Below are 17,710 nucleotides of genomic sequence, written 5' to 3' on the forward strand. Positions count from 1 at the left end.
TGATAGCTCCGCTATGTTCAGGTTTTGTAGCGATGAGGCCAAATTCGCTGCCCCGGATTGCGTAGGTGGATAATTGCCTGAGCGATTTTGAGCGGTTATGTTAATAAGCTAAACCTATAAAAACAAAACAGGCAGAGACACAACCTGTCGCAACGACGGCGCGGAAATGAGTTCTGCGTGCGGTCAAAAACGTGAGCCTGGAGGCAAAACCATGGAGATGTTGTCAGGAGCCGAGATGGTCGTCCGGTCGTTAATCGATCAGGGCGTTAAGCAGGTATTCGGCTACCCGGGAGGCGCGGTCCTCGATATTTACGACGCGCTTCATACTATGGGCGGAATCGATCATGTGCTGGTGCGCCATGAACAGGCGGCGGTGCATATGGCCGACGGCCTGGCGCGTGCGACCGGCGAAACGGGCGTGGTGCTGGTGACTTCTGGTCCCGGTGCAACCAATGCCATCACCGGTATCGCAACCGCCTATATGGATTCTATTCCAATGGTGGTGCTGTCAGGGCAGGTTGCAACTTCTCTGATTGGTTATGACGCTTTTCAGGAGTGCGATATGGTCGGCATTTCCCGGCCGGTGGTAAAGCACAGCTTCCTGGTAAAACAGGTCGAAGACATTCCCGCCACCATCAAAAAAGCATTCTGGCTGGCTTCGAGCGGCCGGCCTGGCCCGGTTGTAGTCGACCTGCCAAAAGATATTATGAGTCCGGCGAATAAGCTGCCGTACGCCTGGCCCGAATCCGTCAGTATGCGCTCCTATAACCCGACGACGCAGGGACATAAAGGGCAGATTAAACGTGCTCTGCAAACCCTGATTGCGGCTAAAAAGCCGGTTATGTACGTCGGCGGGGGCGCTATTAATTCGGCATGTCATGAACAACTGCTGACGCTCGCTGAAAAGCTAAATATTCCGGTGGTTTCTTCTTTGATGGGGCTGGGAGCCTTCCCGGCAACGCACCGTCAGGCACTGGGCATGCTCGGTATGCACGGCACTTATGAAGCCAACATGACGATGCACCATTCCGATGTTATTTTTGCGGTTGGCGTGCGCTTTGACGATCGCACCACCAATAATCTCGCAAAATATTGCCCGAATGCCACCGTACTGCATATCGACATCGATCCGACTTCTATTTCCAAAACCGTGGCTGCGGATGTGCCAATCGTGGGCGACGCTCATCAGGTTCTGACCCAGATGCTGGACCTGTTGGCTCATGAAGAGACGCAGCAGTCCGGCGATGAGATTCGTGACTGGTGGCAGCACATTGAACAATGGCGCGCTCGACACTGCCTCGAATTCGACCGTAGCAGCGCAGCGATTAAGCCACAGGCGGTGATAGAGACGGCATACCGTCTGACGAAAGGAGAGGCATATGTCACTTCCGACGTGGGCCAGCATCAGATGTTTGCCGCGCTTTATTATCCGTTCGATAAGCCTCGCCGTTGGATTAACTCGGGCGGGCTTGGCACTATGGGCTTTGGCCTGCCTGCCGCGCTTGGCGTGAAAATGGCATTGCCGGATGAAACCGTCATCTGTGTGACCGGTGATGGCAGTATCCAGATGAATATTCAGGAGCTTTCTACTGCCCTGCAGTATGGCCTGTCGGTGCTGGTACTGAACCTGAACAACCGCTATCTAGGGATGGTAAAACAGTGGCAGGACATGATCTATTCGGGCCGCCATTCTCAGTCTTATATGGAGTCGCTGCCTGACTTTGCGAAGCTGGCGGAGGCTTACGGCCACGTTGGCATCACCATTACTAAGCCCGAAGAGCTTGAAAGCCAGCTGGCACAAGCCCTGGAAACCGTACGCGGCGGGCGCCTGGTATTTGTGGATGTCATGGTCGATGGAACAGAACACGTTTATCCGATGCAGATCCGCGGCGGCGGAATGGATGAAATGTGGTTAAGCAAAACGGAGAGAACCTGATTATGCGCCGGATATTATCTGTATTACTGGAGAATGAATCAGGAGCGTTATCTCGCGTTATTGGCCTGTTCTCCCAGCGTGGCTACAACATTGAAAGCCTGACCGTGGCACCCACCGACGATCCTACGCTCTCCCGGATGACTATTCAGACGGTGGGCGATGAAAAAGTGCTGGAGCAGATCGAAAAGCAGCTGCACAAGCTGGTGGATGTGCTGCGGGTAAGCGAACTGGGGCAGGGCGCGTATGTTGAGCGCGAAATCATGCTGGTTAAAGTTCAGGCCAGCGGGTACGGGCGCGAAGAGGTGAAACGCAGCGCGGAGATTTTCCGCGGGCAAATCATCGACGTGACGCCGACGCTCTATACGGTACAGCTTGCCGGCACCAGCGATAAGCTGAATGCTTTTCTCGATGCGATTCGCGATGTGGCGAAAATCGTTGAGATTGCCCGCTCGGGCGTCGTCGGCGTTTCGCGCGGCGATAAGATTATGCGCTAGTCACTAATGTGATCTAACTCACAGGCCCGGTAATCACTGCCGGGCTTTTTTTTGCAAACCAGAAAACAACACCCTGCAAAAGCGGTTGCCGGAGTTATTATTCTGCGCTTAGATGTAAATGTTGTTAACCATAGCCAGGGTATGGTTATGGGTCACCTGGAGAGTAAGGGGCTACAGTGAAATTGGATGAAATCGCGCGCCTGGCAGGAGTGTCACGCACTACGGCGAGCTACGTCATCAACGGGAAGGCGAAGCAGTATCGCGTTAGCGATAAAACCGTTGAGAAAGTTATGGCGGTGGTACGGGAGCATAACTACCACCCGAATGCGGTGGCCGCAGGTTTGCGCGCCGGGCGCACGCGTTCTATCGGTTTGGTTATCCCTGACCTGGAGAACACCAGCTACACCCGTATTGCTAACTATCTTGAGCGCCAGGCTCGCCAGCGCGGCTATCAGTTGCTGATCGCCTGTTCGGAAGATCAGCCGGACAACGAAATGCGCTGCATCGAGCATCTTTTACAGCGCCAGGTTGATGCGATCATTGTTTCGACATCGCTGCCTCCGGAGCACCCTTTCTATCAGCGCTGGGCGAACGATTCGTTTCCTATTATCGCGCTTGACAGGGCATTAGATCGCGAGCATTTCACCAGCGTCGTCGGTGCCGATCAGGACGATGCGGAAATGCTGGCCGAAGAGCTGCGCAAATTCCCCGGCGATAATATTCTTTACCTCGGTGCGCTGCCCGAGCTTTCGGTCAGTTTCCTGCGTGAACAGGGTTTCCGTACCGCCTGGAAAGACGACCCGCGTACCGTCAACTACCTCTATGCCAACAGCTATGAGCGCGAGGCAGCGGCCCAGCTTTTTGAAAAATGGCTGGAAACCCACGAAATGCCGGACGCGCTTTATACCACCTCGTTTGCGCTGCTGCAGGGCGTAATGGACGTCACGCTGCGCCGCCAGGGCCGCCTTCCTTCTGAGCTGGCGATCGCTACATTTGGCGACAACGAGCTGCTGGACTTCCTGCAATGCCCGGTGCTTGCGGTTGCTCAACGCCATCGAGATGTTGCCGAAAGGGTGCTTGAATTGGTGCTGGCAAGCCTCGACGAACCGCGTAAGCCGAAGCCTGGGTTAACCCGAATTCGCAGAAATCTTTATCGTCGCGGTAGCCTGAGTCGCTACTAATCTTGAGGGCAGTTTCGGCTGCCCTAAAGTTAATTAAGAACTTTCCGGTATATTTACCCTTATTTTTTAAGGCAATTAATTAGCCGGGAAAAATGTGATAAAAAATCCCCATCGGCTAAATAAATCTCTTCTTTGTATTATTTTGTTACACACCCACAGATAAGAAATGTTGGATTATTAATCATTAGCCGCCTCGCTTTCTTTACTCTTTACGCTCAGCCTGCGCCGGGCGGGCATCTGGCGCTGTTATCCAGCCCCGAAATACCTTAAAATGCCGACCGCGTCGCAAACTGCGCACTTAATATTTCCCAAAACAAGTATTTAGTCGTTTTAACGCTGTTGATGTTTATTGGTCTTTTTCTTTCAAATATTCATGACGTTAATTTTGCCTCGCTAATGCGGCCCTTTTCACGCCAGCCATTTATCAATCGCTTAGGCGCGGGAATTTATTCCCGTAAGCGGCCTGGCTGGCTTGACAAGGTTTTCCTCCGCTCCGTAAACTCCTTTATGTGGGAATTTGTGGGGTAAAGTGGTGGAATGGGTCATTATAGGGTGAGGCTGGCATGTTCCGTGGAGCAACGTTAGTCAATCTCGACAGCAAGGGGCGGCTTGCCGTACCTACCCGTTATCGGGAAAAGCTAGTCGAAATCTCTGAAGGTCAGATGGTTTGCACCATCGACATCCATCACCCCTGCCTGCTGCTTTATACCGTTCCTGAATGGGAAATTATTGAACAAAAGCTTGCCCGTCTGTCGAGCATGAACCCCGCAGAACGCCGCGTACAGCGGTTGTTACTGGGTCATGCCAGTGAATGTCAGATGGATAGCGCCGGGCGATTGCTGCTGGCGCCAGTTTTACGCCAGCACGCCGGGCTTACCAAAGAAGTAATGCTGGTCGGGCAGTTCAATAAGTTTGAGCTGTGGGATGAAACGACCTGGCATCAACAGGTCAGGGAAGATATCGACGCTGAGCAGGCTTCGACCAATACCTTGTCGGAACGTCTGCAGGACTTGTCACTTTAAGAAATGATGGAAAATTTTAAACATACTACGGTGCTGCTGGACGAGGCCGTGAACGGCCTTAATATTCGTCCTGAAGGCATCTACATTGATGGCACTTTTGGTCGCGGTGGCCACTCACGCCTGATCCTGTCCCAGCTTGGTGAACAGGGTCGTCTGCTGGCGATTGACCGCGATCCGCAGGCGATCGCCGCGGCAGCCGCTATTGATGACCCACGCTTCTCCATCATTCATGGCCCATTCTCTGCGCTGGCAGATTACGCCCGCGAGCGCGAACTGGAAGGCAAGATCGACGGCATTTTGCTGGATCTTGGCGTTTCGTCCCCTCAACTGGATGACGCTGAACGTGGTTTCTCCTTTATGCGAGATGGCCCGCTGGATATGCGTATGGATCCAACACGTGGCCAGTCTGCCGCCCAGTGGCTGATGACAGCAGAAGAAGCTGATATTGCCTGGGTTATTAAAACTTTCGGTGAAGAACGCTTTGGTAAGCGTATCGCGCGCGCCATTGTGGAGCGCAATCGTGAAGAGCCGATGACGCGTACCAAAGAGCTGGCGGCCGTTGTAGCCGCCGCGATGCCGGTAAAAGACAAGTTCAAACATCCGGCCACCCGCACTTTCCAGGCTATTCGTATCTGGATCAACAGCGAGCTGGACGAAATTGAAAAGGCGCTAAACGGATCGCTGGCCGCGCTGGCAACCGGAGGGCGTCTGTCGATTATCAGTTTTCACTCTCTGGAAGACCGTATCGTCAAACGCTTTATGCGTGAAAACAGCCGTGGTCCGCAGGTTCCGGCGGGTCTGCCGATGACGGAGGCACAGCTGAATAAACTGGGCGGCCGCTATCTGAAGGCGCTCGGCAAAATGATGCCGGGCGAGGAAGAAGTTGCGGAGAATCCGCGCGCGCGCAGTTCCGTTTTGCGTATCGCCGAGAGGACTAACGCATGATCAACCGAGTGACAGAAACCCTCAGCAAGGTCACGCAGCTCGGCAGCAATGAGCGCCACGCCTTGCCGACGGTGATCGGCGGCGATCTGCTGCGACACGGGAAACTGCCACTCTGTTTGTTCATCGCCAGCATTATCACCGCCGTTTCAGTGGTGACCACGGCGCACCATACCCGCCTGCTGACAGCACAGCGTGAGCAGATGGTTTTGGAGCGCGACGCGCTGGATATTGAGTGGCGCAACCTGATTCTTGAAGAAAATGCGCTCGGCGATCATAGCCGGGTGGAGCGGATCGCGACGGAAAAGCTGCAATTGCAGCATGTCGATCCTTCGCAGGAAAACATCGTAGTTCAGCAATAAGGAATAGCGCGACAGATGAGAGCAGCGGCAAAAACGCTTAAACCAAAACGCCAGGAAGAACAGGCCAACTTTATCGGTTGGCGTTTTGCGTTGCTTTGCGGTTGCATTCTGCTCGCACTGACTTTCCTGCTCGGTCGCGTGGCGTGGCTGCAAATCATCAGTCCGGATATGCTGGTGCGCCAGGGTGATATGCGCTCTCTTCGCGTGCAGGAAGTTTCAACTTCACGCGGCATGATTAGCGACCGCGCGGGGCGTCCGCTGGCGGTGAGCGTGCCGGTTAATGCGATTTGGGCCGACCCTAAAGAGCTGCACGAGGCGGGCGGCGTAACGCTGGATAACCGCTGGAAAGCGCTGGCCGATGCGCTAAAAATCCCGCTCGACCAGCTGGCTACCCGGGTTAACAGCAATCCAAGTGGCCGCTTTATCTATCTTGCCCGTCAGGTCAACCCGGACATCGGCGACTACATCAAGAAGCTTAAGCTCCCCGGTATTCATCTGCGGCAGGAATCTCGCCGCTACTATCCTTCAGGCGAAGTGACTGCTCACCTCATCGGCTTTACCAACGTCGATAGCGAAGGGATCGAGGGGGTGGAAAAAAGCTTTGATAAATGGCTCACCGGTCAGCCCGGCGAGCGCGTTGTGCGTAAAGACCGCTACGGGCGCGTTATCGAAGACATTTCCTCAACCGACAGCCAGGCCGCCCATAACCTGGCTTTGAGCATTGATGAACGCCTGCAGGCCCTGGTCTACCGCGAGCTGAATAACGCCGTCGCCTTTAACAAGGCCGAGTCCGGCACCGCCGTACTGGTGGATGTGAATACCGGCGAAGTGCTGGCGATGGCCAATAGCCCGTCCTACAACCCGAATAACCTGACCGGTACCGCAAAAGATGTGATGCGTAACCGCTCTATTACCGACATCTTTGAACCGGGTTCCACCGTTAAGCCAATGGTGGTGATGACCGCGCTGCAGCGTGGCGTGGTACAGGAAAATACCGTGCTGAATACGGTGCCGTTCCGCATCAATGGTCATGAGATCAAAGATGTTGGGCGCTACAACGAATTGACTCTTACCGGAGTCCTACAGAAGTCGAGTAACGTCGGGGTTTCAAAACTGGCGTTAGCGATGCCCTCCTCAGCGTTAGTAGATACTTACTCTCGTTTTGGACTGGGAAAAGCGACCAATTTGGGGTTGGTCGGGGAACGCAGTGGCTTATATCCTCAAAAACAACGGTGGTCTGACATAGAGAGGGCCACCTTCTCTTTCGGCTATGGGCTAATGGTAACGCCGTTACAGTTAGCGCGAGTCTACGCAACAATCGGCAGCTACGGAATTTACCGTCCGCTGTCTATCACCAAAGTTGACCCGCCGGTTCCCGGCGAACGTGTCTTTCCAGAATCCACAGTTCGCACAGTGCTACACATGATGGAAAGCGTGGCACTGCCCGGCGGCGGCGGGGTTAAGGCAGCGATTAAAGGTTATCGTATTGCCATTAAAACCGGTACCGCGAAGAAAGTTGGGCCGGACGGAAAATATATCAATAAATACATTGCCTATACCGCAGGTGTAGCGCCAGCCAGCAATCCGCGCTTCGCGCTGGTGGTAGTGATTAACGATCCGCAGGCCGGTAAATATTACGGCGGTGCCATCTCTGCACCCGTGTTCGGTGCAATTATGGGTGGCGTGCTGCGCACCATGAACATTGAACCGGATGCCCTGGCAGTCGGTGAGAAAAGCGAATTTGTAATTAATCAGAAAGAGGCATCAGGTGGCAGATCGTAATTTGAGTGACCTTCTTGCTCCGTGGGTAGCCGGACTGCCTGCGAGAGCGCTGCGAGAGATGACACTCGATAGTCGCGTGGCGGCTGCGGGCGATCTTTTTGTGGCCGTGGTCGGTCATCAGGCGGACGGGCGTCGTTATATCCCGCAGGCGATAGCACAGGGTGTAGCTGCCGTGATCGCAGAGGCGGACGGCGAAGCTGCGGATGGCGAAGTGCGTGAAATGCACGGCGTGCCTGTCATCTATCTTAGCCAGCTGCATCAGCGCCTCTCTGCGCTGGCCGGGCGCTTCTATCATCAGCCTTCCGGGGCGTTACGCCTGGTCGGCGTGACCGGTACCAACGGTAAGACCACAACGACCCAGTTGCTTGCGCAATGGGCCCAGCTACTGGGCGAAACCAGCGCCGTAATGGGCACCGTAGGCAATGGGCTGCTCGGGCAGGTGGTTCCGACCGAGAACACCACGGGCTCTGCGGTTGATGTTCAGCATGTATTAGCGAGCCTGAGCGCGCAGGGCGCAACCTTTGGCGCGATGGAAGTCTCTTCCCATGGCCTGGTTCAGCACCGCGTAGCGGCATTGAAATTTGCCGCCTCTGTCTTTACCAATTTAAGCCGCGATCATCTTGATTATCATGGTGATATGGCAAATTACGAAGCCGCAAAATGGCTGCTGTTCTCCGAACATGACTGCGGTCAGGCGATCATCAATGCCGACGATGAAGTCGGCCGCCGCTGGCTGGCTCGCCTGCCGGATGCCGTTGCGGTCAGCATGGAAAACAATTTACAGCCGGGCGGCCACGGTCGCTGGCTGAAAACCAATGAAGTGGTTTATCACGACAGCGGGGCAACGATTCGCTTTAGCTCCTCCTGGGGCGACGGTGAAATTGAAAGCCGCCTGATGGGGGCGTTTAACGTCAGTAACCTGCTGCTGGCTCTGGCAACGCTGCTGGCGCTCGGCTATCCGCTTAACGAATTGGTTGAGTCAGGGTCTCGCCTGCAGCCGGTTTGCGGGCGTATGGAAGTCTTCAGCGCGGCGGGTAAACCTACCGTAGTCGTTGATTACGCTCACACCCCGGACGCGCTGGAAAAAGCATTACAGGCGGCTCGCCTGCACTGCGCCGGCAAACTGTGGTGCGTGTTTGGCTGCGGTGGCGATCGTGACAAGGGCAAACGCCCTCTTATGGGCGGTATCGCCGAGCAATACGCCGATGTGGTTGTGGTGACTGACGACAACCCGCGTACCGAGGAGCCAAAGGCTATCGTCGACGATATCCTGACCGGCATGCTTGATGCGGGCCGCGCTCACGTCGTATTAGGGCGTGCGGAAGCGGTGACCAATGCCATTATGCAGGCTAAAGAAAACGACGTCGTGCTGCTGGCCGGTAAAGGCCACGAAGATTATCAAATTGTTGGCAACCGCCGTCTGGATTACTCCGACCGCGTAACTGCCGCTCGTCTGCTGGGAGTTGTGGCATGATTCGCGTCTCCCTGAAGCAACTTGAAACCATCCTGAAGGGTGAGCTGTTCGGCGCTGACGCGGACATTATCGATGTCACTACCGACACCCGTAAGCTCACCGATGGCTGCCTGTTTGTGGCGCTAAAAGGCGAACGTTTTGATGCTCACGACTTTGCCGCAGATGCGGTGAAAGGTGGAGCAGGAGCGCTGCTGGTAAGCCGCAAGCTGGATATAGATGTACCGCAGCTGGTTGTCGCGGATACTCGCCTCGCTTTTGGCGAGCTGGGCGCGTGGGTTCGCCAGCAGGTTCCGACGCGCGTTGTGGCGCTCACCGGCTCCTCCGGCAAAACCTCGGTAAAAGAGATGGCGGCTTCAATCCTGCGCCAGTGTGGCAATACGCTTTACACCGCAGGCAACCTGAATAACGACATCGGCGTACCGATGACGCTGCTGCGCCTGACCCCGGAATATGACTTTGCCGTTATCGAACTGGGTGCTAATCACCAGGGCGAAATTGCCTGGACCGTGGGGCTGACCCGCCCGGAAGCCGCGCTGGTTAATAACCTGGCCGCCGCGCACCTTGAGGGCTTTGGCTCTCTGGCTGGCGTTGCAAAAGCGAAGGGTGAGATCTTTACCGGCCTGCCTGCCAACGGCACCGCAATCCTGAACGCCGATAATAACGACTGGCTGAACTGGCAGGCGATCATCGGCGATCGCAAAACCTGGCGTTTTTCCCCTAACGCGGAAGGGAGCGATTTTACCGCGACCAACATCCATATCACTTCGCACGGCACCGAGTTCACTCTGCGCACCCCGCAGGGTGATATTAACGTCGTGCTGCCGCTGCCTGGCCGCCACAATATTGCTAACTCGCTGGCCGCTACGGCGCTGGCGATGGCCGTTGGCGCTCCTCTGGAAGCGGTAAAAGCTGGCCTGGCCGGGCTGAAAGCCGTTCCGGGCCGCCTGTTCCCCATTCAGCTTGCTGAAAATCAGCTGCTATTGGATGACAGCTACAACGCCAACGTGGGTTCTATGACCGCCGCAGCGCAGGTGCTGTCGGAAATGCCCGGCTACCGCGTGATGGTTGTGGGCGATATGGCCGAACTGGGTGATGAAGCTGAAGCCTGCCATCGTCAGGTAGGCGAGGCGGCAAAATCCGCAGGCATCGACCGGGTATTAAGCGTGGGCGTGTTAAGTAAAACGCTGAGCGCTGCATCAGAAGTTGGTGAGCATTTTACCGATAAGCAGGCCGTGATTGAGCGTTTAAAAGCGCTGATTGCGGAACATTCAATTTTAACCATTTTGGTGAAAGGTTCACGTAGTGCGGCCATGGAAGAGGTGGTTCGCGCATTACAGGAGAAACAAGCATGCTAGTTTGGCTGGCCGAACATTTGGTCAAATATTATTCCGGCTTTAACGTCTTTTCCTACCTGACGTTTCGCGCCATTGTCAGCCTGCTGACCGCTCTGTTTATCTCCCTGTGGATGGGGCCGCGGATGATCGCGCGTTTACAACAACTCTCCTTCGGGCAGGTTGTGCGCAACGACGGCCCTGAGTCGCATTTCAGCAAACGTGGTACGCCGACGATGGGCGGCCTGATGATCCTGACCGCTATTGTGGTCTCGGTTCTGATGTGGGCTTACCCGTCTAACCCTTACGTCTGGTGCGTGCTGTTCGTGCTGGTCGGCTTCGGTATTGTCGGCTTTGTTGATGACTACCGCAAAGTGGTTCGCAAAGATACCAGGGGGCTGATTGCTCGCTGGAAATACTTCTGGATGTCGGCCATTGCTCTGGTGGTTGCCTTCACGATGTATGCCGTGGGCAAAGGGACTCCGGCCACCGAACTGGTGGTGCCGTTCTTTAAAGACGTGATGCCGCAGCTGGGCCTGTTCTATGTCCTGCTGGCGTACTTCGTCATCGTTGGCACCGGCAATGCGGTAAACCTGACGGACGGCCTGGACGGCCTGGCGATTATGCCAACCGTGTTTGTCGCCGCGGGCTTTGCGCTGGTGGCATGGGCAACGGGCAACATGAACTTCGCCGGTTATCTGCATATCCCTTACCTGCGTCACGCGGGCGAGCTGGTTATCGTTTGTACCGCCATCGTTGGGGCGGGGCTGGGTTTCCTGTGGTTCAACACTTATCCGGCCCAGGTCTTTATGGGCGATGTAGGCTCTCTGGCTCTGGGCGGCGCGCTCGGGACGATTGCCGTGCTGCTGCGCCAGGAGTTCCTGCTGGTGATTATGGGCGGCGTGTTTGTGGTTGAAACCCTGTCGGTTATCTTGCAGGTCGGCTCGTTCAAGCTGCGCGGACAGCGCATCTTCCGTATGGCGCCGATTCACCACCACTATGAATTAAAAGGCTGGCCGGAGCCGCGCGTTATTGTGCGCTTCTGGATTATCTCGCTGATGCTGGTGCTGATTGGCCTGGCAACGCTGAAGGTTCGCTAAACATGGCAGATTACCAGGGTAAAAAAGTCGTTATCATCGGGTTGGGCCTTACCGGCCTGTCATGCGTGGATTTCTTCCTGGCACGCGGCGTTACACCGCGCGTAATCGACACCCGCATTTCCCCTCCTGGTCTTGATAAGCTGCCTGAAACCGTCGAGCGCCATACCGGATCGATGAACGAAGACTGGCTGCTGGCGGCGGATCTGATTGTCGCGAGCCCTGGCATCGCGCTGGCAACACCCGCGCTTAGCGCCGCAGCGGATGCTGGTGTTGAAATTGTTGGCGATATCGAACTCTTTTGCCGTGAAGCTCAGGCGCCGATAATCGCTATCACCGGTTCTAACGGGAAAAGCACCGTCACCACCCTGGTGGGCGAGATGGCGAAGGCGGCGGGCGTTAACGTCGGCGTAGGCGGCAATATCGGCCTGCCTGCTTTGATGCTGCTGGGCAAAGATTGCGAGCTGTATGTGCTTGAGCTTTCCAGCTTCCAGCTGGAAACGACGTACAGCCTGAAAGCCGCCGCGGCTACCGTGCTGAACGTGACTGAAGATCATATGGATCGCTATCCGTTTGGCATGCAGCAGTACCGTGCGGCCAAGCTGCGCGTCTACGAAAACGCAAAAGTCTGCGTGGTGAACGCCGACGACGCGCTGACCATGCCGGTGCGCGGCGCGGATGAACGCTGTGTCAGCTTTGGCGTTGATGTGGGGGATTATCATCTTAACCGCCAGCAGGGCGATACCTGGCTGCGGGTGAAGGGTGAGAAGATCCTCAATACCAAAGAGATGAGCCTGGTTGGGCAGCATAACTATACCAACGCCCTGGCGGCGCTGGCGCTGGCCGATGCGGTGAAATTGCCCCGGGCAACCAGCCTGAAAGCGCTGACCACCTTTACCGGCCTGGCGCACCGTTTCCAGATGGCGTGGGAGCGTAACGGCGTTCGCTGGATCAATGATTCCAAAGCGACCAACGTCGGCAGCACCGAAGCGGCGCTGAACGGGCTGCATCTTGAAGGGACTTTGCATCTGCTGCTGGGTGGCGACGGTAAATCTGCGGATTTCTCGTCCCTGACTCGTTACCTGCAGGGCGACCGCGTTCGCCTCTATTGCTTTGGCCGCGATGGCGCTGAACTCGCCGGACTGCGTCCGGAAGTCGCCGAGCAAACCGAAACGATGGAGCAGGCGATGAAACTGGCCGCCGCACGCGTTCAGCCGGGCGATATGGTACTGCTTTCGCCGGCCTGCGCCAGCTTGGACCAGTTTAAAAACTTTGAACAGCGCGGCGACGTGTTTACTCAATTTGCGAAGGAGCTGGGCTGATGCGTTTATCTCTCCCTCGCCTGCGCGTGCCTCGTGTTCCGGGATTCGGTGTCCTGGCGTGGCTCGCTTCGGCCGTAAAAGGGTGGGTAATGGGCTCCCGCGAAGCCGACGCCAACAGCATGGTGCTGTACGACCGCACGCTGCTGTGGCTGACGTTCGGCCTGGCCGCGATCGGTTTTATTATGGTGACTTCGGCCTCAATGCCGGTAGGGCAGCGCCTGGCGGACGATCCGTTCCTGTTTGCCAAACGTGACGGTCTTTACATCCTCGTGGCGTTTGCCATGGCGATGGTCACCCTGCGCCTGCCGATGGACTTCTGGCAGCGCCACAGTACCGCGATGCTGCTGGCTTCGATTGTCATGCTGCTGATTGTGCTGGTGGTGGGGAGTTCCGTTAACGGTGCATCACGCTGGATTGCCTTCGGCCCGCTGCGTATTCAGCCCGCCGAGTTTTCAAAGCTGTCGCTGTTCTGCTACCTGGCAAACTACCTGGTGCGCAAAGTTGACGAGGTGCGTAATAACCTGCGCGGCTTCCTTAAACCAATGGGCGTTATCCTGGTGATGGCGGTTCTGCTGCTGGCGCAGCCGGACCTGGGGACGGTGGTTGTGCTGTTTGTGACAACCCTGGCAATGTTGTTCCTGGCCGGTGCAAAACTGTGGCAGTTCATCGCCATTATCGGCATGGGGATCTCGGCGGTTATCCTGCTTATCCTTGCCGAGCCTTACCGTATTCGCCGCGTAACCTCTTTCTGGAACCCGTGGGAAGATCCGTTCGGCAGCGGCTACCAGCTGACCCAATCTCTGATGGCTTTTGGACGCGGAGAATTGTGGGGGCAGGGGCTGGGGAATTCGGTTCAAAAACTGGAATATTTGCCCGAAGCACATACCGACTTTATCTTCTCGATTATCGGCGAGGAGCTGGGATATATCGGTGTGGTACTGGCTCTTTTGATGGTATTCTTCGTCGCTTTTCGCGCGATGTCCATCGGCAAACGCGCGCTGGAATTAGATCAGCGTTTTTCCGGTTTTCTGGCCTGCTCCATCGGTATTTGGTTTAGCTTCCAGGCGCTGGTTAACGTTGGTGCGGCTGCGGGTATGCTGCCGACCAAAGGTCTGACGCTGCCGCTTATCAGTTACGGTGGTTCCAGCCTGATAATTATGTCTACGGCAATCATGTTGTTGCTGCGAATAGATTATGAAACTCGCCTGGCCAAGGCTCAGGCGTTTACACGGAGTGCCAAATGACAGGCAAAGCGAAGCGGTTGATGGTGATGGCGGGCGGGACCGGCGGACATGTGTTCCCGGGGCTGGCGGTTGCTCATCATCTTCAGGCCGAAGGATGGGAAATTCGCTGGCTCGGCACCGCGGACCGTATGGAAGCCGACTTAGTGCCGAAACACGGTATTGGCATCGACTTCATTCGTATCTCCGGCCTGCGCGGAAAAGGGTTAAAAGCCCTGGCGCTGGCTCCGCTGCGTATCTTTAACGCCTGGCGTCAGGCGCGGGCGATTATGAAAGCCTGGCAGCCGGACGTGGTTCTGGGGATGGGCGGCTATGTTTCCGGCCCGGGTGGCCTGGCGGCCTGGTCGCTCGGTATTCCCGTGGTACTGCACGAGCAGAACGGCATCGCCGGGCTGACGAATAAGTGGCTGGCAAAGATTGCCACCAAAGTGATGCAGGCTTTCCCGGGTGCTTTCCCCAAAGCTGACGTGGTCGGCAACCCGGTGCGTACCGACGTGCTGGCGCTCCCGCTGCCGCAGGTTCGCTTTGCCGGACGTGAAGGGCCGATTCGTGTGCTGGTCGTTGGGGGGTCACAGGGCGCTCGCGTTCTGAACCAAACCCTGCCGCAGGTGGCCGCTCGTCTGGCCGATGCGGTGACCATCTGGCACCAAACCGGCAAAGGTGGCCAGGCCGTGGTGCAGCAGGCATATGCCGAAGCCGGGCAGCCGCAGCATAAAGTGACCGAATTTATTGACGATATGGCAGCCGCCTATGAATGGGCTGACGTAGTGGTTTGCCGCTCAGGTGCATTAACCGTGAGCGAAATCGCAGCGGCGGGTTTGCCCGCGCTGTTTGTTCCGTTCCAGCATAAAGACCGGCAGCAATACTGGAATGCGCTGCCGCTGGAAAAGGCAGGAGCCGCAACAATACTGGAGCAGCCGCAGTTTACCGTGGATGCCGTTACCCGCACCCTGGCCGGATGGGACAGAGCAACGCTGCTGGCAATGGCCGAGCGTGCGCGAGCTGCCTCCATTCCTGATGCGACAGAGCGGGTAGCAAATGAAGTCAGCGCCGCAGCGCGTGCGTAACTCTTGTGGGTGGCGAGTTGCCGCCCGTAAATTTGATGTAATGGCGGCATGCCGCCTGCAGGTTTAGAGAATGAATACACAACAACTGGCGAAACTGCGTTCAATCGTGCCCGAGATGCGTCGCGTCCGGCACATTCACTTTGTTGGCATCGGCGGCGCCGGTATGGGCGGTATTGCCGAAGTTTTGGCTAACGAAGGCTACCAGATCAGCGGTTCCGATCTGGCTCCGAACCCGGTCACGCAGCAGTTGTCGGCCCTGGGCGCCACTATTTATTTCAACCATCGCCCGGAGAACGTGCGTGATGCCAGCGTTGTAGTTGTGTCCACGGCTATTTCTGCGGATAACCCGGAAATTGTTGCCGCCCACGAAGCGCGTATCCCGGTTATCCGCCGCGCGGAGATGCTGGCCGAACTGATGCGCTTCCGCCACGGTATTGCCGTTGCCGGGACGCACGGTAAAACAACCACCACGGCGATGGTCTCCAGCATTTACGCAGAAGCGGGGCTGGACCCGACTTTCGTTAACGGCGGTTTGGTGAAGGCCGCGGGCGTTCATGCTCGTTTGGGGCACAGCCGCTACCTGATTGCAGAAGCCGATGAAAGTGACGCATCGTTCCTGCATTTGCAGCCAATGGTGTCGATTGTCACCAATATTGAAGCCGACCACATGGATACCTACCAGGGCGACTTCGAAAATTTAAAACAGACATTTATTAATTTCCTGCACAATTTGCCGTTTTATGGTCGTGCAGTGATGTGCGTGGACGATCCGGTGATTCGCGAGCTGCTGCCGCGAGTGGGCCGCCAAACCACCACCTATGGTTTCAGTGAAGACGCGGATGTTCGCGTTGAAAACTATCAGCAGAAAGGCGCTCAGGGGTTTTTCACTATTGTGCGTCAGGACAAGCCTGAGCTTCACGTAGTGCTGAATGCGCCGGGCCGTCATAACGCGCTGAACGCCGCGGCGGCTGTTGCCGTTGCGACGGAGGAAGGCATCGAGGACGAGGCGATTTTACGCGCGCTGGAAAGCTTCCAGGGAACCGGGCGTCGCTTCGATTTCCTGGGTGAGTATCCCCTGGCACCGGTTAACGGCAAGACGGGAACGGCGATGCTGGTAGACGATTATGGTCACCACCCAACGGAAGTGGATGCCACGATTAAGGCGGCTCGTGCGGGCTGGCCGGATAAAAATCTGGTGATGATTTTCCAGCCGCACCGCTACACCCGCACCCGTGACCTGTACGACGATTTCGCAGGCGTGCTGTCGCAGGTGGACTCTCTGGTGATGCTGGAGGTTTACCCAGCCGGTGAAGCCCCGATCCCGGGGGCCGACAGCCGTTCTCTATGCCGTACCATTCGAGGTCGCGGTAAGGTTGACCCGATCCTGGTTTCCGATCACGGTGAAGTGGCGGACATTCTGGCCCCTGTTCTGACGGGAAATGATCTGATCCTCGTCCAGGGTGCCGGGAACATCGGCAAAATTGCGAGAAACCTGGCTGAAATCAAGTTACAGCCTCAAACTAAAGAGGAAGGGCACCATGGCTGATAAAGTAGCCGTCCTGCTGGGGGGCACTTCCGCTGAACGTGAGGTTTCGCTGCAATCCGGTAGTGCGGTTCTGGCGGGATTAAGAGAGGGTGGCGTTGATGCCCATCCTTTCGATCCACAAAGCCAGTCGGTGCTGGAGCTGAAGTCGCAGGGGTTCGATAAAGTCTTTATCGCGCTGCACGGCCGCGGCGGCGAAGACGGCACTCTGCAAGGTTTGCTGGAGTTCCTTGAACTGCCGTATACCGGCAGCGGCGTAATGGCATCGGCAATAACCATGGATAAGCTGCGCAGCAAATTGCTGTGGCAGGGCGCGGGTTTACCGGTCGCCCCTTGGGTATACCTCAACCGTCGCGACGTAGAAGCAGGTATAACGGGAGCGCTGGAAGAGCGCATTTCCGCGCTGGGAATGCCGGTTATCGTTAAGCCGAGCCGTGAAGGCTCAAGCGTTGGTATGTCAAAGGTTGATAGCGTGGATGCGCTGCCTGCGGCTCTGGCGCTGGCGTTCGAACATGATGAAGATGTGCTGATTGAGAAATGGTTAAGCGGCCCGGAGTACACGGTGGCGATTTTAGGCGACGAAATTTTACCGTCTATCCGCATCCAACCCGCCGGAACCTTCTATGATTATGAGGCGAAGTATCTCTCTGATGAAACTCAATATTTCTGCCCGGCTGGATTAATTGAGCAAAGAGAGCAGGAATTGCAGGCATTAGTTCTACAGGCGTGGCAGGCTCTGGGCTGTAGCGGCTGGGGACGAGTGGATGTTATGCAGGATAACGACGGGCAGTTTTATCTGCTGGAAGTGAACACGTCGCCGGGCATGACAAGCCATAGCCTGGTGCCGATGGCGGCTCGCCAGGCGGGGATGAGCTTCTCGCAGCTGGTAGTACGAATTCTGGAACTGGCGGACTGA

15 protein-coding genes are annotated in these 17,710 nt (G+C 56.4%); all 15 read left to right on the top strand.

The annotated features are described in order from the left end of the window. Positions 1 to 211 precede the first annotated feature (211 nt). Complete coding sequence (gene ilvI / locus HMPREF0201_RS02495; protein ID WP_016534880.1) at positions 212 to 1,936, top strand: acetolactate synthase 3 large subunit; 1,725 nt, start codon at positions 212 to 214, stop codon at positions 1,934 to 1,936. A gap of 2 nt (positions 1,937 to 1,938) precedes the next feature. Then, positions 1,939 to 2,430: an acetolactate synthase small subunit gene (ilvN, locus tag HMPREF0201_RS02500; RefSeq protein WP_016534881.1), complete on the top strand. Its 492-nt coding sequence runs from the start codon at positions 1,939 to 1,941 to the stop codon at positions 2,428 to 2,430. A gap of 176 nt (positions 2,431 to 2,606) precedes the next feature. Next, positions 2,607 to 3,611: a catabolite repressor/activator gene (gene cra, locus HMPREF0201_RS02505; protein ID WP_016534883.1), complete on the top strand. Its 1,005-nt coding sequence runs from the start codon at positions 2,607 to 2,609 to the stop codon at positions 3,609 to 3,611. Between the two features lie 563 nt (positions 3,612 to 4,174). Continuing rightward, positions 4,175 to 4,633 carry a division/cell wall cluster transcriptional repressor MraZ gene (gene mraZ, locus HMPREF0201_RS02510; RefSeq protein WP_016534886.1) on the top strand — a complete coding sequence of 153 codons (459 nt, stop codon included), beginning with the start codon at positions 4,175 to 4,177 and terminating at the stop codon, positions 4,631 to 4,633. Between the two features lie 3 nt (positions 4,634 to 4,636). Continuing rightward, a complete protein-coding gene (gene rsmH / locus HMPREF0201_RS02515; RefSeq protein ID WP_016534887.1) occupies positions 4,637 to 5,578 on the top strand; it encodes a 16S rRNA (cytosine(1402)-N(4))-methyltransferase RsmH in 942 nt (313 codons plus the stop codon). Beyond that, a complete protein-coding gene (ftsL, locus tag HMPREF0201_RS02520; RefSeq protein WP_016534888.1) occupies positions 5,575 to 5,937 on the top strand; it encodes a cell division protein FtsL in 363 nt (120 codons plus the stop codon). The genes rsmH and ftsL overlap by 4 nt, the downstream gene beginning before the upstream one ends. A gap of 15 nt (positions 5,938 to 5,952) precedes the next feature. Beyond that, the gene (locus HMPREF0201_RS02525; protein ID WP_016534889.1) at positions 5,953 to 7,719 is read left to right on the top strand and encodes a peptidoglycan glycosyltransferase FtsI; all 1,767 of its coding nucleotides are present in this window, start codon (positions 5,953 to 5,955) and stop codon (positions 7,717 to 7,719) included. Then, positions 7,706 to 9,193 carry a UDP-N-acetylmuramoyl-L-alanyl-D-glutamate--2,6-diaminopimelate ligase gene (gene murE / locus HMPREF0201_RS02530; RefSeq protein ID WP_039897908.1) on the top strand — a complete coding sequence of 496 codons (1,488 nt, stop codon included), beginning with the start codon at positions 7,706 to 7,708 and terminating at the stop codon, positions 9,191 to 9,193. Before HMPREF0201_RS02525 ends, murE begins: the two co-directional genes overlap by 14 nt. Continuing rightward, positions 9,190 to 10,548, top strand: a complete 1,359-nt coding sequence (gene murF / locus HMPREF0201_RS02535) for a UDP-N-acetylmuramoyl-tripeptide--D-alanyl-D-alanine ligase (protein WP_016534891.1) — start codon at positions 9,190 to 9,192, stop codon at positions 10,546 to 10,548. The genes murE and murF overlap by 4 nt, the downstream gene beginning before the upstream one ends. Then, positions 10,542 to 11,624, top strand: a complete 1,083-nt coding sequence (gene mraY / locus HMPREF0201_RS02540) for a phospho-N-acetylmuramoyl-pentapeptide-transferase (RefSeq protein WP_016534892.1) — start codon at positions 10,542 to 10,544, stop codon at positions 11,622 to 11,624. The genes murF and mraY overlap by 7 nt, the downstream gene beginning before the upstream one ends. Before the next feature lie 2 nt (positions 11,625 to 11,626). After that, complete coding sequence (murD, locus tag HMPREF0201_RS02545) at positions 11,627 to 12,943, top strand: UDP-N-acetylmuramoyl-L-alanine--D-glutamate ligase (RefSeq protein ID WP_016534893.1); 1,317 nt, start codon at positions 11,627 to 11,629, stop codon at positions 12,941 to 12,943. Beyond that, entirely contained in the window at positions 12,943 to 14,187 is a 1,245-nt protein-coding gene (gene ftsW, locus HMPREF0201_RS02550; protein WP_016534894.1) for a cell division protein FtsW, read from the top strand. Before murD ends, ftsW begins: the two co-directional genes overlap by 1 nt. Continuing rightward, complete coding sequence (gene murG / locus HMPREF0201_RS02555; RefSeq protein ID WP_016534895.1) at positions 14,184 to 15,251, top strand: undecaprenyldiphospho-muramoylpentapeptide beta-N-acetylglucosaminyltransferase; 1,068 nt, start codon at positions 14,184 to 14,186, stop codon at positions 15,249 to 15,251. The genes ftsW and murG overlap by 4 nt, the downstream gene beginning before the upstream one ends. 70 nt (positions 15,252 to 15,321) lie before the next feature. After that, positions 15,322 to 16,797: a UDP-N-acetylmuramate--L-alanine ligase gene (gene murC, locus HMPREF0201_RS02560; RefSeq protein WP_016534896.1), complete on the top strand. Its 1,476-nt coding sequence runs from the start codon at positions 15,322 to 15,324 to the stop codon at positions 16,795 to 16,797. Next, a complete protein-coding gene (locus HMPREF0201_RS02565; RefSeq protein WP_016534897.1) occupies positions 16,790 to 17,710 on the top strand; it encodes a D-alanine--D-alanine ligase in 921 nt (306 codons plus the stop codon). Before murC ends, HMPREF0201_RS02565 begins: the two co-directional genes overlap by 8 nt.

The sequence above is a fragment of the Cedecea davisae DSM 4568 genome (genome assembly GCF_000412335.2).
Lineage (GTDB): Bacteria > Pseudomonadota > Gammaproteobacteria > Enterobacterales > Enterobacteriaceae > Cedecea > Cedecea davisae.